Below are 14979 nucleotides of genomic sequence, written 5' to 3'. Positions count from 1 at the left end.
AAAAATGAATATACGAGACTTCGCCCATGCAGATCGAGACACATTTCTCACCCTCTCGCGGGCCTTCTACCACACCGACGCCACCGATCACGACATCCCCGACGTCCACCGGGAGAAGACCTTCGCGCTGGCGATGGAAAAAAGCCCCTATGTGCGGGGCCTGCTGCTGGAGGAGGGGGGCGCCCCCGTGGGCTACGCCCTGCTCTCCCTCTCCCACACCTGCGAGTATGGCGGCCTGTTGGTGCTGCTGGAGGAGCTCTACGTCGACCCGGCCTTTCAGGGCAGGGGGCTCGGCCGGGCCTTTTTTGACTGGCTCTTCACCGAGTACCGCGAGGCGGCGGCCTTCCGGCTGGATGTGACCGCCGAGAACGAGGGGGCCATCCGCCTCTACGGGCGGCAGGGCTTTCAGTTCCTCCCCTACCGCTGCATGGTCAAACCCAACTGACTTTCCCTCTCCAGAGCGCCAAAAGCGGCGGTCAGCCCACCCGGGCCGGCCGCCGCTTTCTCCATCTGTCCACCCCAGCGGCCGACAGGGCACCACCCCTCCCTCTCCGCCAGCCTGCAGGTGGAAAAAGTCTGCCCGCGCCCGCACTCCCAAATGCAGTCCCCTCGGCGTCGCCCCCGGCAGCGCCCAAGGAGCTTCTTCTCCCCCCGACCCAATCAAAGCCATCGGCCAAACCGCCGGTGTGCGCCACCCCTGAAAGGAAGCCATGCGGGCTTTGCCCCCGAGGGCATCGATTGCCCCGCGCCCGCCGCCGGCCAACCGGCCAACCGGGCCGCCCTCTCTTGCGCCTTTCGCGCTCTTCCTCTCACCCCGCCTCCGGCAGAGCCGGGGGACAGGGCGCCAACGGGGCAGCTGCGACCGCTCACACATCCGCTCGACCGCTCCGGCCGCGTAAGGGCCCGGAGCGGGCAGGCACGCAAAGACCCGCCGAAATTTCGCTTCCCCTGCACTTGCACTGCCTGCCCTGTAGCCTGTAAAAGGAAGCGTTCTTGTGACACCCCCTTCGGGTCGCCCCTCTGCCGCTGACAGTCCGCTCTGCTCAATGCCGCAGCAGACGCCTCTTTTGGGACATCTCCCCCGGCGGCTCCCGCCGACAAGATAAAAAAGAGGGCCCGGCGCACCCCGCGCCGGACCCTCTTGGTCTTTCGCTCCACACAGCTCCCCTCGGCCTACTGCCGGCTCTCCCCCTCTTTGCGCCGGCCGGCCAGGCGGTGGAGCCACTCCAGCACCGCCGAAGGGCTCGCCTGGCCGCCCAGCTTCTGCTGGCAGTGGTCGGCCAGCAGGGAGAGGAGGGCGAAGATGGCCGCCGAGAAGAAAAACCCCAGGGCCAGCCCCTCCATCACCTGCATCAGGGGGGCCATCCGCAGGGTGGCCTCCTGCAGGACGGTGTCGCTGAAGGCCACCTGCACCGTCCCCCGGCTGGCAAAGAAGCGCAGCAGGTAGCAGGCGGCCGCCAACAGGGTGAAGACGGCGGTGGCCAGCCGCAGGCTCACCGTCCAGCGCTGCAGGCGGCGGATCTCCTTTTGCACCGGGTCGCCGTAGAGGGTGTAGCAGTAGGCCGCCAGGCAGACCGGCTGCCCCATCTTCCGGCGGATGCGCCAGTCCCGCATCCCGGCGGCCCGCTTCTCCTCGATCTCGCGGCGCAGGTCCGCCTCGATGAGGGCCTTGTCCCCCTCGGGCAGGTCGATTTTCTTGAGGGTCTTTTGCAGATAGGTGTCCATCTTCACCGGCGATTCCTCCCTTTTTTGAGCCCTTTATTTGAGGGTGGCAATGGTGACCCCCGCCTCCCCCTCGCCAAAGGTGCCCAGCCGAAACCCGGCCACGTTCTTGTGCCGTTTGAGGTAGCTGTGGATGCCGGCGCGCAGGGCCCCGGTCCCCTTGCCGTGGATGATGGAGATCTGCTCCATCCCCGAGAGGACGGCCCGGTCGATGAAGCCGTCCAGCTCCATCACCGCCTCGTCCACGCTCTGGCCCCGCAGGTCGATCTCCAGGGCCGCGCGGCGGGTCTTCTGGCTGCTGCCCGCCACCCGGCGGGCGCTGCGCTCGCCGCTCTTGGGCATCTTCTTGCCCGAGAGGCGAACGTCCTTCATCTTCACCCGGGTCTTGATGGCCCCGGTCTGGATGGTCACGTCCTCGCCCTTGATCTCCACCACCTCGGCGGGGGTGTTCATCTCCCGCAGGGTGACCACGTCCCCCACCTTCAGGGGGCGGGGCAGGGTGTAGTGGTCGTCCACCTGGGGCTGGCTGCCGGCCACGTCGTAGAGTTTGTCCACCCGGTTGCGCACCGCGCCGGGGGTGAGGGCGGCGTCCTTCTTGCGGTTTCGCTCCTTGATTTCGGCGATGACCGCCTCCGCCTCCCGCTTGGTCTGCTCAATGACCCGCTGGGCGGCGATGTGGGCCTCCTCCGCCTCCTGCTTGGCCGCTTTGAGCTGGCGGTAGAGCTCCTTCTCGGCGTACTCCTGCTGGCGCTTCTGCTTGGCGGCGTACTGCTCGGCCCGCTCCAACTGGCGGGTGAGCTCGCTGCGCTTCTGCTCCAGGCTCTCGATGACGTCCTCGAACTTGATGTCGTCCTTTTGAATGTAGCCCCGCGCCGCGTCCAGCACCATCCTGCTCATCCCCAGCTTGCCGGCGATGGCAAAGGCGTTGGAGCGCCCCGGCACCCCCACGATGAGGCGGTAGGTGGGGCGCAGGCTCTCCACGTCGAACTCGCAGCTGGCGTTCTCCACCCGCGGCTCCTTCAGGGCGTACATCTTCAGCTCCGCGTAGTGGGTGGAGGCGGCGGTGCGGCAGCGGGCCGCGCGCAGGTGTTCCAGCACGGCGATGGCCAGGGCCGCCCCCTCGGTGGGGTCGGTCCCCGCCCCCAGCTCGTCCAGCAGCACCAGGGAGCCCCGGCCCGCCTCCTTGAGCAGCCCGATGATGTTGACCATGTGGGAGGAGAAGGTGGACAGGCTCTGCTCGATGGACTGCTCGTCGCCGATGTCGGCGTAGACGTGGGCGAAGTAGTCCACCCGGCTCCCCTTCTTGGCGGGGATGAGCAGCCCGCTCTTGGCCATGAGGGCAAAGAGCCCCAGGGTCTTGAGACAGACGGTCTTGCCGCCGGTGTTGGGCCCGGTGATGACCAGGGTGTCGAAGTCCCGCCCCAGGGAGATGTCGATGGGCACCACGTCCCCGGCGGCGATCAGGGGGTGGCGGGCCCCCCGCAGGTCGATCTGCTGCTCGTCCCCCATCTCGGGGGCGGTGCAGTCCAGGGCCTTGGCCAGCTTGGCCTTGGCCAGCAGCAGGTCGATGGCGGCCAGCAGGTCGTAGTCGGCCAGCAGGTCGGCCTTGCAGGAGACCACCAGCTCGGTGAGCTCCTGGAGGATGTGCTCGATCTCCTCCTGCTCCTTGCCCCGCAGCATCCGCACCTCGTTGTTCAGGTCCACCACCGCCATCGGCTCCACAAAGAGGGTGGCCCCGCTCTGGGAGGCGTCGTGCACCAGCCCGGGCACCTGGGTGCGAAATTCGCTCTTGACCGGCAGCACAAACCGCCCGTCCCGCATGGTGACCAGGGCCTCCTGGAGGTATTTCTGCTGGGAGGAGGAGCGGAGGATGTCCTCCAGCTTCTCCCGCGCCCGGTTCTGGGCCCGCAGGATCCCCCGGCGGATGGAGTGCAGCTCCGAGCTGGCCGAGTCGGCCAGCTCCTCCTCGTTCAAGATGGCGTCCCCCAGGCGGCGGTAGATGCCGTCGTGAAAGGTCAGGTAGGCAAAGTAGGGGTCCAGCAGCCCGCTGCCCACCTGGTGGCTGTTCTGGTACCAGTCCTGCACGGTGCGGCAGGCGCCCAGCAGCTTGCGCACCCCCAAAAGCTCCTTGATGGAGAGCACCCCGCCCTTGTCCGCCCGGGTCAGGGGGCGGGAGAGGTCGCTCACCCGCCCCACCCCGGGGTCGCCGTAGCGCAGCAGCAGGGTGTACATCTCGTCGGTGCGCGCCAGCGCCTCCCTGGCCTCGTCGGCCGAGGGGCAGAGCAGATCCTCAAAGGAGAGGGTCTCGTTTTTCTCGCAAAAGGTCTTTTTTTGCAGCTGGAGCAAAATCTTGTCGAACTCCAGCGTCTTGTAGTGTTTTTCCGCGTTCAATGGTCGTATCCTCACTGTGGCGCGGCGGCGGGCAGCGCTCTGCCCTGCCGCCGGTGGGTGGTCCTCGCAGGCGGCCCCCTCACAGGGACTTCAAAAAGTCCAGCGCCTGAAAGCCCCCCTCGGTCTGGCAGAGCAGGTACTGCTCGGCCAGCCGGGCCAGGGCCGCCCCGGTCTCGGGCTCGACGCGAAAGTTGAAGAGGGCCGAAAAATCGCTGTAGATGATGTGGCGCATGGCCGCCAGCAGCCCCGGGGAGAGGGGGACATACCGCCCCCCGTCGCCGGGCTGGGCGCAGTCGCGGCAGAGGAGGTTGCCGTTTTGGGGGGAGAAGAGCATCCCCCCGGCGCACTCGTACCCGCCGCAGCGGCAGCAGCCCACCAAATCGGGCATGTAGCCGCTCATGGCCAGCAGCCGCAGCTCAAACAGGGCCTTGAGCAGCAGCCGGTCGCGCTTTTTGGCGTCCAAAAAGTGCAGGGTGTTCAAAAGCAGCCGCAGGTGGCCCGAGAGGTCGGGCTCGTCGGGGCTCAGGCGGCGGATGAGCTCCAAAAAGTAGACGGCGGTGGAGAGGTCCACCACGTCCTTTCGCAGGTTCCAAAACTGGTTGAGGACCTTGGCGTCCTCGATTATGTACATCGCTTTTCCCTCGTAGAGGGAAAAGCTGGAATAGGTCAGCAGTCCGGTGGCGCTGACGAGCTTGCTCTTGACCCGCATGGCCCCCTTGGCCGAGGCCGAGACGATGCCCGCCCGGTCGGTGAGCAGGTGGACGATCTTGTCCGCCTCACCGACCTGCACTTCGCGGATCACGATCCCGCACATCTGTGTATAGGCCATCTTCGACCTCCCCGGTGCGCTCCTTGGCCTGCCGGTAGCGCAGGTAGTCCCCCACGCTGCCGGTCATCTCAAACTGGGCCCAGAGCTGCTGGCTCTCGTCGGTATACACGGCGACCCCCCCTTTTTTTGACCTCTGCAAAACTAGCATCGGCCCCTGGGGGGAAGATTAGTCCTGTCAAAAACAGGTTCGCCGTTTTGGCGGAAAACCGGCGGCCGCCGGGGGTGATTTTTGGCGGCCCCCGGCCGCTGCTCTGCGCCCAAAAGGGCTTTTATTCGACCTTGAGGCCGAAGTTTTGGATCAGCCGGTCCTTGTTTCGCCAGTCCTCTTTCACCTTGACCCAGCACTGCAAGTTGACCTGGCAGCCCAAAAAGGCCTCGATGTCCTGGCGGGACTGGGTGAGGATCTTTTTGAGCATCGAGCCGCCCTTGCCGATGAGCATCCCCTTGTGGTTGGGCCGCTCGCAGTAGAGGGTGCAGTCGATGTCCACCAGATCCTTTTTGCCCTCCCGCTCGGCAAACTTCTCCACCACCACCGCGGTGCCGTGGGGGATCTCCTGGGCGGTGTTGCGCAGGATCTTCTCCCGCACGATCTCGGCCACGATCACCCGCTCGGGCTGATCGGTAAAGGCGTCGTCGGGGAAGAAGTGGGGGCTCTCGGAGGCGTATCCCTCCAGGGCGCGCACCAGCTCTTCCACCCCGTCGTTTTGGAGGGCGGAGGTGTAAAACACCTCGGCAAAGGGGTATTTCTCGGTGAACTGGGCGGTGCGCAGCAGCAGGGACTCCTTGTTTGACACCGTGTCCACCTTGTTGACGCAGAGGATCGCCGGCGCCCCCGACTGGCGGATGCTGGCCAGCAAGCTCTCCTCGGCGGCGCCGATGGGGCCCTCGGGCTCCACCACCAGCACCTGCACGTCCACGTCACCGATGGACTGGGTCACCGCCCGGTTCATCTGCTCGCTGAGCTTGGTCTTGCCCTTGTGCAGCCCCGGGGTGTCGATGAAGACCAGCTGGGTCGCCCCCCGGGTGAGCACCCCGGTGATGCGGGTGCGGGTGGTCTGGGGCTTGTCCGAGACGATGGCCACCTTCTCCCCCACCACGGCGTTGAGAAGGGAGGACTTGCCCACGTTGGGCCTGCCCACCAGGCTGACAAAGACCGATTTGCTGATTGGTTGTTCCGTCATATTTTCTCCTTAAAAATGGGTTTTATCGTCTTTTCTTTTCCCGCCGCAGAGGACAAAGAGCCCCAGCGCGGCGAGGAGGGCCAGGGCCGCCCCGGCCCCCAGCGGGGTCCTGATCGCCGCCCCGAGGGCGCGAAGCCCCGCCGGGTCGGCAAAGAGGCAGACCCCCGCGCCCGCGGCAAAAACCGCGCAGGCCAGCACCCCGCCCGCCGCCGCGTCCTTGACCCAGCCGATGGCGCGGTCCCTGTCCGGGCAGACCCGGTCGCAGAGCCGCTCGACGGCGGTGTTGAGGAGCTCGGCCCCCCAGACCAGCCCGCAGGCCAGAAAGAGGAGGGCCCAGTCCCCCCGGTCAAAGGGGTAGAAGGGGGCCAGGGAGAAGACCAGCGCGGTGGCCGCCAGATGGATGCGCAGGTTGCGCTCGGCCCGCAGGGCCCGCCAGAGCCCGCGGCCGGCGCAGGCGAAGCTGCGGCCCAGGGCCGCCGGGCGGTGGGGGCGCAAGATCACTCCTCGCTGACGTAGCTGGCGTCCCGGGGCAGGCCCAGCTGCAGCATGATGGCCTCTTCCTTCTCCCGCATCCGCACCTGCTCCATCCCCCCGGCCACGTGGTCGTAGCCCAGGATGTGCAGCATCGAGTGGACGGTGAGGAAGGCGATCTCCCGCTGCAGGGAGTGGCCGTAGATCTCGGCTTGCAGCACCGCCTTCTCGGCCGAGATCACCACGTCGCCCAGCACGTAGGCGCCGGTCTCCCGGTTCTTGTCGAACTTGCCGTTTTCCCCCAGGGGAAAGGAGAGGACGTCGGTGGAGATGTCCTTGCCCCGGTACTCGGCGTTGAGCTCCTGGATCTGCTCGTTGTCCACAAAGGTGACGCTCACCTCGGCGGGACCCGCAAATTTCTCGGCGGTCAAAACGGCGTTGCAGGCCCGGCGGACCAGCAGCCGCAGCCCGGAGGGCAGTTTGACCTTCTTCTGGCGGTTGGTGATGGATACCTTTACGAGAGCCATGTTCATTCTCCTTCGCTTATTTTGTCGTCCTGTCACAGAACCTCTCGCCGGGGAGGGCCCGGCCGGGAGGGACTACTCCTCTTTTCCCTCGGGGGTGCGGCGGTAATACGCCTCGTAGGCGCGGATGATCTCCATCACCAGGCGGTGGCGGACCACGTCCTTCTCGGTGAAGTAGATCTGCTCGATCCCCTTGATGCCCTTGACGATGTCGGCCGAGACCACCAGGCCGCTCTTTTTCTTCTCCGGCAGGTCGATCTGGGTGACGTCGCCGGTGACCACCGCCTTGGAGCCCGCCCCCAGCCGGGTGAGGAACATCTTCATCTGCTCGGGGGTGGTGTTCTGCGCCTCGTCGAGGATGATGAAGGAGTCGTTGAGGGTGCGCCCCCGCATATAGGCCAGGGGCGCCACCTCGATGCTCCCCCGCTCCTGGTACTTGTAAAAGCTCTCGGCGCCCAGCATCTCAAAGAGGGCGTCGTAGAGGGGCCGCAGGTAGGGGTCGACCTTGGTCTGCAGATCGCCGGGGAGGAATCCCAGCTTCTCCCCCGCCTCCACCGCCGGGCGGGTGAGGATGATCTTGCTCACGTCCCCGGCCTTGAAGGCCTTTACGGCCATGGCCACCGCCAGGTAGGTCTTGCCGGTGCCCGCCGGGCCGATGCCGAAGACGATGCTGTTTTTGGAGATGGCCTCGACGTATTTCTTCTGGCCGAAGGTCTTGGCCTTCACCGGCTTGCCCTTGGCCGTCAGGCAGACCACCCCCGGCTGGGCCTGGGGGGGCGCCTCGTCCAGGCCGCCGCCCACCATCTCCAGGGTGTAGCCCACGTTCTGTTCGTCCAGCGGGGTGCCGCTTTTCAGGATGAGCAGCAGGTTTTCCACCGCCTTTTGGGCCAGGTGGGCCTGCTCTCTCTCCCCGGTGATGTGCAGGGCCCCGTCCCGGGCGGTGAGTTTGACCAAAAAGCGCCCCTCGATGCGGCGGGCGTTCTCGTCCAGGTTGCCGAAGAGGGCCGCCAGCTGGACCGGGTCGAGGTTTTCCAGTACGATGTCTTCCATTCAAAACTTCCTTTTTTTCAACGCTGTCTGCGGCGAGGGGAATGGGCGCGCCGCCGCCCCGGGCCCAAAAGAGAGGCGCCCGACACAAGGGAGATTGGGCTCCTTTGCCGCCAAATAGCCCTCTCAGGGGCGGATTTTAGAAAATATGGCATAAAAACTGAACGTTTTGTTTGAAATTCTAATAATTGTTCACATATTCCTAGCACATTATATCACACAATTGGGGGATATAACAGGTTTTTTCTGAAATTTTCAGAAAAAATTCCAAATTTCGTCCCCCGCTACCGCTGCACCGCCTGTTCCTGGGCGATGTCCTGCTCGCAAGTGAGGGTGAAGGTGGCGCGAAAGGCGCCGTCCCCCATCTCGCCGCCGGTCTGGCGGATCTGCACCTCCTTGCCCTGGTAGTGGCTGTCGGCGTACTCCTGGGCGCGGGCCTGGGCCTGCCCGAGGGCCTCCTCCTCGCCCAGTTCCCGGCTGCCCACCTCCACCGGAGTGATGCGCTGGGTGTGCCAGGTGATGGGCAGGGTCAGCCCGAAGAGGGAGAGCTCCTGCCGCTCCACCTCCGAGAGGTAGTCCCCCTCCAACTTGCCGGGGAAAAACAGGGGCACCTTGAAGCCCAAGATCTCCAGCACATGGCGGTTTTTGACCTTTCCCACCGGGGTCTTGACCAGCTCGGTGAGGGGGATCTCAAAGGTGACCTCCTCCTCGGTCTCGGCAAAGACCTGGCCCTGGCTGTGCTTGAAGAGGGCCTTGCCCCAGCGGTCCTCGTAGACCCCGGTGACCAGCAGCTGCCCCTCGGTGACGTACTCCCCCACCTTGACGGCGGCGTTCCCCTCCAGCGCCAGCACCCGGGTGATGCGGCCCTTCTTGGCGGCCACCAGGTTGCAGGGCTGCGAGGGGTCCACCACCGGCAGCTTCTCCCTGACCTCCTTGACCTCCACCACCACGGTGGTGCCCATATTGCTGATGGAGATGCTCGAGAGGCCGGGCAGCAGCACCATGGTGCGCTCCTCGGCCGACTTGAGGTCGATCTTTTTGATGTTGGCCCCCCGCTTGATCCCCGACTCGGCCACCGCCTGCACGATCTGCTCGCTGCTCACCGCCTCGTTGCCCACCACCTCGATGGTCCAGCACAGCCGGGACATCCACCCCAGAAAGAGGCAGAAGAGGAGGATGCCCAGCGCCACCCCCACCCGCTTGCGGTAGCGGTGCAGCCAGAAGGGGGCGCCCCGCTTCTCCTGCACCCGGATGCGCACCCCGGTGGCCCGGGCCAGCCGGTGCATCCGCTTGTAGTCCCCCGCCACGGTGTAGCAGTCAAAGCCGTCCTCCCGCTTCTGGGTGCCCCAGAGGCGCAGGCCGTTTTTGTAGACCAAATTGATGAACCGCTCGCTGAAGATCCCCCGCAGGGTGAAGCGGACCGTCCCCAGCAGCCAGCGGATAAATCGAACCAGATACAACCTTCTCTCTCCCCTCTCTTCTCACCGCAGGTACTCGATGCTGACAAACACCCCCTCCACCACCGCGTCGGAGTCGTTCATGCACTTGAGGCTCAGGTCCTCCCCCTCAAACTTCACCGACATCTTCCCCAGGTTGAGGACGATGACGTTCTCGTCGTATTCCAGCACCCCTTTGCAGCCCTCCACCACCGCCTCGGTGTTGCCCAGTATCTCGATGCGGCTGTCGGTCAGGTGGGCGCTCTGGGCCAGCTTCTGTGTATCCACAAGCAGGCGAAAGGGCTTTTTCTCGGCCTTTTTGCCCGCGGGTCTGCGTCTGTTCATGTCGATCCCCTCCCCCTCATATATATTGACAGGCTGCGGCTTTTATTATTGCCCCCCGCCTCCCCCCGCAAAGAGGGGCAGGCGGGGGCGGCCGCAGGGGCGAAAGGAGGGCGGCATCCCCCCCTTCGCCCCGCAAAAAAGGCCCCTCCCCGCCCGCTGGGGCGGCAAGGGGCAGAAAAAAGAAAAAGGAGCGGATCGAATGGAGCGGATCAAAGCGGGGGCGAGGGACCTCTGGCAGGGCAGCCTCTGCATCCTCCTGCTGTGGGGCATCCTCTTTCGGGGCAGTTACGCCAAGGACGGCATCCTGCGGGGGCTCACCTCCTGCTATCAGGTCATCATCCCCGCCCTCTTCCCCTTTCTGGTGGTCTCCCACCTCATCATGGGCTCCCGCCTCTCCCTGGCGCTGGAGGCCCTCTTCTCCCCCGTCAGCCGCTTCCTCTTTCGCAGCGGGCGGCAGGGCGGGGCCATCTTCTCCATGGCCATGATCGGCGGCTTTCCGGTGGGGCCCAAGCTGCTGCGGGGGGCGGTGGACCGGGGGGAACTGGACCGGGAGGAGGCCCGGCGGCTGGCCCTCTTCTGCGTGGCCCCGGCCCCGGCCTTCGTCATCACCGGGGTCGGGGGCGGGATGTTTCACAGCATGCAGTTGGGGGCGGTCCTCTACCTCTGCTCGGTGCTGGGGGCCGTCCTCACCGGGGCCCTCCTCTCCCGCCGGGGGCCCAAAAGGGGGAAGAAGGGGCGCGCCCCCGCCCATCAGCCCCGCCAGTTCGAGCCCTTTTCGGCGGTCTTTGTACAGGCGGTGAGCAGCTCGGTGCAGTCGCTGCTCTCCATCTGCGGCTACGTCATCCTCTTCTCGGCCCTGCTGCAACTGCTGGGCGGCTGCCTCCCCCTGCCCGACGGGGGGAAGGCCCTCCTTTCCGGGCTCCTCGAAATCACCAGCGGCTGCCTCACCGCCGCCGCCCTGCCGGGGCGGCTGGGGCCCTACCTGGCGGCCTTCTTCTTGGGGTTTTGCGGCCTCTCGGCGGTCTGCCAGATGCAGTTTTGCCTGGGCGACCTCGCCTCCATCGGCAAGCTACTGGGGGCGCGGCTGCTCTGTGGGGGGCTGGTGCTGGGGCTCTTCTCTCTCTTCTTTGAGCTCCTCCCCTCCCCGGCAGTAGACGTCTTTTTCTCCTCCACCCCGCCCCGGCTGGACGGGGCGGTCAACGCCCCCCTCACCTCGGTTTTACTGCTGCTGTTCTGCCTGGCGGCCCTCTTCACCCTCTCCCGCAAGAGCCGGGTGCTGCTGGACAAATAGGCCCCTCCTTGTTACAATAGGTAAAAAGACGAGAGGGGGGAGCGCCGTGTTTCGGCCCAAACTGTTCGGAAAGAAGATCGAGCCCAACTGCATCTACTGCCAGCACGGCAAGGCCGCGCCGGGGGAACAGATGGTCCTCTGCATCAAAAAAGGGGTGGTCTCCCCCTACTACTCCTGCAAAAAATTCCTCTACGACCCCCTCAAAAGGGAGCCGCGGCCCCGGCCGCCCAAGCCCCGCTTCTCGCCCGAGGACTTCTCCCTCTAGGCCCGCCCCCAATCAAATCGCGCCGACGGCTCCGCCCCCCACCGGGCGCGGGCCGTTTTTTTGTCCCCACCGCCGCGGATACGGCCGGGAGGCGGCGCTCCTATCCTTCCTTTTCATCCTCCCTCCAAATCCCTCCCCCTGAAAGAAATTGCCTCCCGGGTCTGCCGGTGAATCCGCTTGGAAAATCGCCGCAAAACCGCCCTCAAAAGGGCGTGGACCACCGCCGAGCGCCGGGGGCAAAAGCCCGCAGACCGCCCCGCAAACAGCAGGCGCCTTCCCCCGCCCGCAGCGCTCCGGGCGGAGAGGGCAGGGAGCAGCAGCGGCAAATACCCCACCCCAAAACGACGGGGCGGGGGGACAGCGAGAGGCGCAGGGCAGCCCCCTACTCAAAGGGATCTCTCCCCACCGACCCACCCTTTGGATCGCGGGCAGAATGGCTTCCAAAAGAGCAGGCGGGGCAAGACAGGGGGAAAACTGCTCCTGCCACTTGCCGCCCACCAGTGGGAAACAGCCCGCCGACTGCCTTCCCCCTCTGCTCACCAAAGGGCCACAGCGCGAAAAAAGCATCGGCGAATAAGCCGTCCCCTGGGGCCAAAAGGTGCACCCCTCTCCCCCTTTCCCCTCCCCAGAACAATCGCGCAGCCGGGAGAACACCGTCGGATAGGTTCTCCCTGCACCAGAGAGGATACTTTCGCCTCCTCCTGCTCCCCCTTTCCCAAGGCAAAAAGGCATACAGTCGGCCATCGATGGGCAGGCCCTCCCGCGCGTTGGTGAGACCGCTCACCCCCGCCCTCTCTTCCCCTTCCCAGACAAAAGAGCGCGCGGACGAAAGAACACCGTCAGATAGCCCTCTCTGCGCCAGAGAGGCCGCTTTCGCCTCCGCCTGCTCCCCCTTTTCCAAGGCAAAAGGTCGCACAGGCGGCCGCGGATGGGCAGACCCTCCCACGCGTTGGCGAGATCGCTCACCCCCGCCCTCTCTTCCTCTTCCCAGACAAAAGAGCACACGGTCGGGAGAACACCGTCAGATAGCCCCTCTCTGCGCCAGAGAGGGCGCTTTCGCCTCCGCCTGCTCCCCCTTCCCCAAGGCAAAAGGTCGCACAGGCGGCCATCGATAGGCAGACCCTCCTGCGCGTTGGCGAGACCGTTCACCCCCGCCCTCTCTTCCCCTTCCCAGACAAAAGAGCACGCGGACGAAAGAACACCGTCAGATAGCCCTCTCTGCGTCATAGAGGGCGCTTTCGCCTCCGCCTGCTCCCCCTTTCCCAAGGCAAAAGGTCGCACAGGCGGCCATCGATAGGCAGACCCTCCCACGCGTTGGCGAGACAATTTTTCTCCCCCTCCTCCCCTCTCTCAGACAAAGAGAGGCACCGTCGAGAAAATGCCGATGGACAGGCACACCCCTCCTCAAAAGGGCACTCCCCTCTGCCCGCCTTCCTTTCTCCCTGGAAGACGAACCGCCGGAGAGAAAAACCGAGCGCATCCTCTTTCCCCCTCTCCTGCGCGCAAAAAACCCCCGGCCACGAGAGGGTCGGGGGCAAATTTTCAAAGCGGTTGGCGCGCTAGAGGGAGATGGTGTCCAAAATCAAAATCAGGGCCAGGATCACCGAGAAGCCGATGCCCAAAATCAGGTGGGCGTTGCGGGTGCGCTTGGAGAGGATGGCCTGAGACAGCAGGGCGATCAGCCCGCAGGCCAGGGCCAGGGCCACCACCATCAAAATCAAATACCACTGCATCGGCCGCAGCGCCCCCACCAGGCGCGCCAGACGGGTGGAGAACGCCATCCCCAACAGGTGGGCGGCGGGGACGATGACGATGGGGATCACCGGCAGGGCGTAGTTGTTGCGGCCGGTGCGCACCTCGATCACGCAGATGGCGCAGACGATAATGATGATGGACCAGCATTCAAAGGTCATGGTCTTCCCTCTCTCAAAACAAGTGTTTGGGCAGCCGGCTCACCCGGCTGTGTGGGTAAAGATGTAGTCGGCCCAGGCGTCGGCCGCCCCGTCGGCCAGGGTGAGGGAGCCGTCCCGCAGCCCCACGGCATGGGCCCCCGAAAGCACCTGGGCGCTGTCCAGCAGATAGACCTCTTTTTCGGCGCAGAGGGCGCTCAGTTGGCGGTTGTACTCCTCCACCTTGGTGTTTTGGTAGTTGGGGTGATCCCCCTGGGTGGCGGCGTCAAAATAGGGCAGGGTCGAGAGGACGATGGTCGCCTTGGGGTGTTGCTGGCGCAGCCGATCGACAAAGTCGCCCAGGGATTTGACCATGTCCTCGGCCGAGAGCCAGGACACCCCGTTGGCCCCCACCAGCAGGTAGATCTTGCCCGGATCGGCCGCCTTGATGGCCGCCAGGGCGGTGGCCTCCTCTGCCCCTCCGGCAGAAAAGAGGCGCCCCGACTGCAGCAGGGTGGGGTTGAGCCGCTCGGAGGAGAGGAAGGTGCCGTTCCCCCCAAAGGCCCCCGCCCCGGCCAGCTGGGCGGTGAGCCCGTCGCCCACAAAGACGGCGTCTTTAAAGTAGCGCGCCCGCTGGGCGTCCCGCAGGGGGAGCAGGGGGACAAATCCCTCCTCTCCCCCCACGGCGGTGGAAGCGCTGGAGCCGCCGTCCTGCCGGTAGGCGTTGGCCTCGCCCTGTTTGGGGTTTTTCTGCCCCTCCCCCCGGGGCCAGAAAAGGGCGGCCAGGCAGACACAGAGAAACGCCCCCAAAGAGAGGACCAGCGCGCGCCGGGCGCGCCCCCCCTTGGGGACGATATGCACTTGAGGGGTCGAAAAGAGCTTGGATCGTCTGCGCATGGGGCCCTCCGCTCAACTGGAAATGGTTGGTCTGACATGCTTATTATATACGATTGCTCTCCATTTTTAAACCCCTGCCCCTTGACGAAAGCAAAAAAATACGCGATAATAGATAGCGCCGACTTCGGCCGGCAAACCGATGCTACTGTGGCTCAGTTGGTAGAGCAGCGCACTCGTAATGCGCAGGCCGCCGGTTCGAGTCCGGCCAGTAGCTCCAGATTGGGTCTGGACGCAATGCGCGTTCGGGCTCTTTTCTTTTGCTTGAATCGAAGCGCTCGCACTGAGAGCTGGACATCCTTTTTGCAATTTAGATCCAGTCGAGGGTCCCAACGCAAAAATCGCGTTTGGGGCTTTTTCTTTTATTTTGGTTTGTACTCGCGCTAAGCGCCGGGTACCTACTTCAGCAACACCTCCCAGCAGTCGGTCATCGCGCCCAAAACGCACTTCCCTTCGCGGGGTGCATTTTGTTTTTGTCTTCACCCGTTCCGGGCCTTTTTAACATTTTTCAGCGGCAATCCACCTTCCCCCAGTGTCGACCTCGCCCTGTGAAATCCGGTTTGCCCCGCACCTGCCTTTTAAATGGCCGCCTCTTTTGACAGCGCTTCCCACAACTGTGTCCAGCGAGCCGCGCCGCCCTTTCTGTGTTGCCGGGGACAGGGGTCGACATCTGCCGCGCCATCGACACGGCAAT

At 65.1% G+C, this 14979-nt stretch carries 15 protein-coding genes and 1 tRNA gene; 4 read left to right on the top strand and 12 right to left on the bottom strand.

Going from position 1 to position 14979, the window contains the following annotated elements:
* The first annotated feature begins 4 nt into the window (after nucleotides 1-4).
* Nucleotides 5-445 carry a GNAT family N-acetyltransferase gene (locus KQI11_RS07440; RefSeq protein WP_216401661.1) on the top strand — a complete coding sequence of 147 codons (441 nt, stop codon included), beginning with the start codon at nucleotides 5-7 and terminating at the stop codon, nucleotides 443-445.
* Nucleotides 446-1173: 728 nt separating this feature from the next.
* On the opposite strand, the gene KQI11_RS07435 is transcribed toward KQI11_RS07440, so the two are convergent.
* The 10 genes from KQI11_RS07435 to KQI11_RS07390 form a co-directional block, all read right to left on the bottom strand.
* A complete protein-coding gene (locus tag KQI11_RS07435) occupies nucleotides 1174-1731 on the bottom strand; it encodes a hypothetical protein (protein WP_216401660.1) in 558 nt (185 codons plus the stop codon).
* A 27-nt stretch (nucleotides 1732-1758) separates the two neighbouring features.
* Entirely contained in the window at nucleotides 1759-4113 is a 2355-nt protein-coding gene (locus KQI11_RS07430; protein WP_216401659.1) for an endonuclease MutS2, read from the bottom strand.
* A 79-nt stretch (nucleotides 4114-4192) separates the two neighbouring features.
* Entirely contained in the window at nucleotides 4193-4942 is a 750-nt protein-coding gene (recO, locus tag KQI11_RS07425; RefSeq protein WP_082671823.1) for a DNA repair protein RecO, read from the bottom strand.
* On the bottom strand, nucleotides 4890-5051 hold the full coding sequence (locus KQI11_RS07420) for a hypothetical protein (protein WP_216401658.1): 162 nt from the start codon (nucleotides 5049-5051) through the stop codon (nucleotides 4890-4892). Before KQI11_RS07420 ends, recO begins: the two co-directional genes overlap by 53 nt.
* Nucleotides 5052-5211: 160 nt before the next feature.
* The gene (era, locus tag KQI11_RS07415) at nucleotides 5212-6123 is read right to left on the bottom strand and encodes a GTPase Era (protein ID WP_021659323.1); all 912 of its coding nucleotides are present in this window, start codon (nucleotides 6121-6123) and stop codon (nucleotides 5212-5214) included.
* Nucleotides 6124-6132: 9 nt separating this feature from the next.
* A complete protein-coding gene (locus tag KQI11_RS07410; protein ID WP_216401657.1) occupies nucleotides 6133-6618 on the bottom strand; it encodes a diacylglycerol kinase family protein in 486 nt (161 codons plus the stop codon).
* Between the two features lie 2 nt (nucleotides 6619-6620).
* Nucleotides 6621-7121, bottom strand: coding sequence for an rRNA maturation RNase YbeY (gene ybeY / locus KQI11_RS07405; protein WP_044991953.1), 501 nt, complete (start codon nucleotides 7119-7121; stop codon nucleotides 6621-6623).
* Nucleotides 7122-7193: 72 nt separating this feature from the next.
* Complete coding sequence (locus KQI11_RS07400; RefSeq protein WP_216401656.1) at nucleotides 7194-8168, bottom strand: PhoH family protein; 975 nt, start codon at nucleotides 8166-8168, stop codon at nucleotides 7194-7196.
* Nucleotides 8169-8449: 281 nt separating this feature from the next.
* A complete protein-coding gene (locus KQI11_RS07395; protein ID WP_216401655.1) occupies nucleotides 8450-9625 on the bottom strand; it encodes a sporulation protein YqfD in 1176 nt (391 codons plus the stop codon).
* Nucleotides 9626-9646: 21 nt separating this feature from the next.
* Nucleotides 9647-9946: a YabP/YqfC family sporulation protein gene (locus KQI11_RS07390; protein WP_021658386.1), complete on the bottom strand. Its 300-nt coding sequence runs from the start codon at nucleotides 9944-9946 to the stop codon at nucleotides 9647-9649.
* Nucleotides 9947-10145: 199 nt separating this feature from the next.
* On the opposite strand from KQI11_RS07390, the gene KQI11_RS07385 reads away from it, so the two are divergent.
* Both KQI11_RS07385 and KQI11_RS07380 read left to right on the top strand, forming a co-directional pair.
* On the top strand, nucleotides 10146-11237 hold the full coding sequence (locus tag KQI11_RS07385; protein ID WP_216401654.1) for a hypothetical protein: 1092 nt from the start codon (nucleotides 10146-10148) through the stop codon (nucleotides 11235-11237).
* Between the two features lie 46 nt (nucleotides 11238-11283).
* The gene (locus KQI11_RS07380) at nucleotides 11284-11502 is read left to right on the top strand and encodes a hypothetical protein (protein WP_216401653.1); all 219 of its coding nucleotides are present in this window, start codon (nucleotides 11284-11286) and stop codon (nucleotides 11500-11502) included.
* 1559 nt (nucleotides 11503-13061) lie between these two features.
* On the opposite strand, the gene KQI11_RS07375 is transcribed toward KQI11_RS07380, so the two are convergent.
* Complete coding sequence (locus tag KQI11_RS07375; protein ID WP_185916179.1) at nucleotides 13062-13415, bottom strand: hypothetical protein; 354 nt, start codon at nucleotides 13413-13415, stop codon at nucleotides 13062-13064.
* Nucleotides 13416-13454: 39 nt separating this feature from the next.
* A complete protein-coding gene (locus KQI11_RS07370) occupies nucleotides 13455-14288 on the bottom strand; it encodes an SGNH/GDSL hydrolase family protein (RefSeq protein WP_216401652.1) in 834 nt (277 codons plus the stop codon).
* A gap of 141 nt (nucleotides 14289-14429) precedes the next feature.
* Between KQI11_RS07370 and KQI11_RS07365 the strand changes: the two genes are divergently transcribed.
* A tRNA-Thr gene (locus KQI11_RS07365) sits at nucleotides 14430-14505 on the top strand.
* Nucleotides 14506-14979: the final 474 nt, after the last annotated feature.

Origin of the sequence: Acetanaerobacterium sp. MSJ-12, assembly GCF_018917875.1 — a bacterium.
GTDB classification, from domain to species: domain Bacteria; phylum Bacillota; class Clostridia; order Oscillospirales; family Ruminococcaceae; genus Bittarella; species Bittarella massiliensis.
The sequence above is the reverse complement of the archived record's forward strand: the minus strand, read 5'-3'. Positions and strand labels throughout refer to the sequence as shown.

Excerpts from the sequence above, each read along its gene's own strand:
- KQI11_RS07390 (WP_021658386.1), bottom strand. The coding sequence starts at position 9,946 with ATGAACAGACGCAGACCCGCGGGCAAAAAGGCCGAGAAAAAGCCCTTT.
- KQI11_RS07400 (WP_216401656.1), bottom strand. The coding sequence starts at position 8,168 with ATGGAAGACATCGTACTGGAAAACCTCGACCCGGTCCAGCTGGCGGCC.
- KQI11_RS07370 (WP_216401652.1), bottom strand. The coding sequence starts at position 14,288 with ATGCGCAGACGATCCAAGCTCTTTTCGACCCCTCAAGTGCATATCGTC.
- recO (WP_082671823.1), bottom strand. The coding sequence starts at position 4,942 with ATGGCCTATACACAGATGTGCGGGATCGTGATCCGCGAAGTGCAGGTC.
- KQI11_RS07385 (WP_216401654.1), top strand. The coding sequence starts at position 10,146 with ATGGAGCGGATCAAAGCGGGGGCGAGGGACCTCTGGCAGGGCAGCCTC.
- KQI11_RS07440 (WP_216401661.1), top strand. The coding sequence starts at position 5 with ATGAATATACGAGACTTCGCCCATGCAGATCGAGACACATTTCTCACC.
- KQI11_RS07375 (WP_185916179.1), bottom strand. The coding sequence starts at position 13,415 with ATGACCTTTGAATGCTGGTCCATCATCATTATCGTCTGCGCCATCTGC.
- ybeY (WP_044991953.1), bottom strand. The coding sequence starts at position 7,121 with ATGGCTCTCGTAAAGGTATCCATCACCAACCGCCAGAAGAAGGTCAAA.
- era (WP_021659323.1), bottom strand. The coding sequence starts at position 6,123 with ATGACGGAACAACCAATCAGCAAATCGGTCTTTGTCAGCCTGGTGGGC.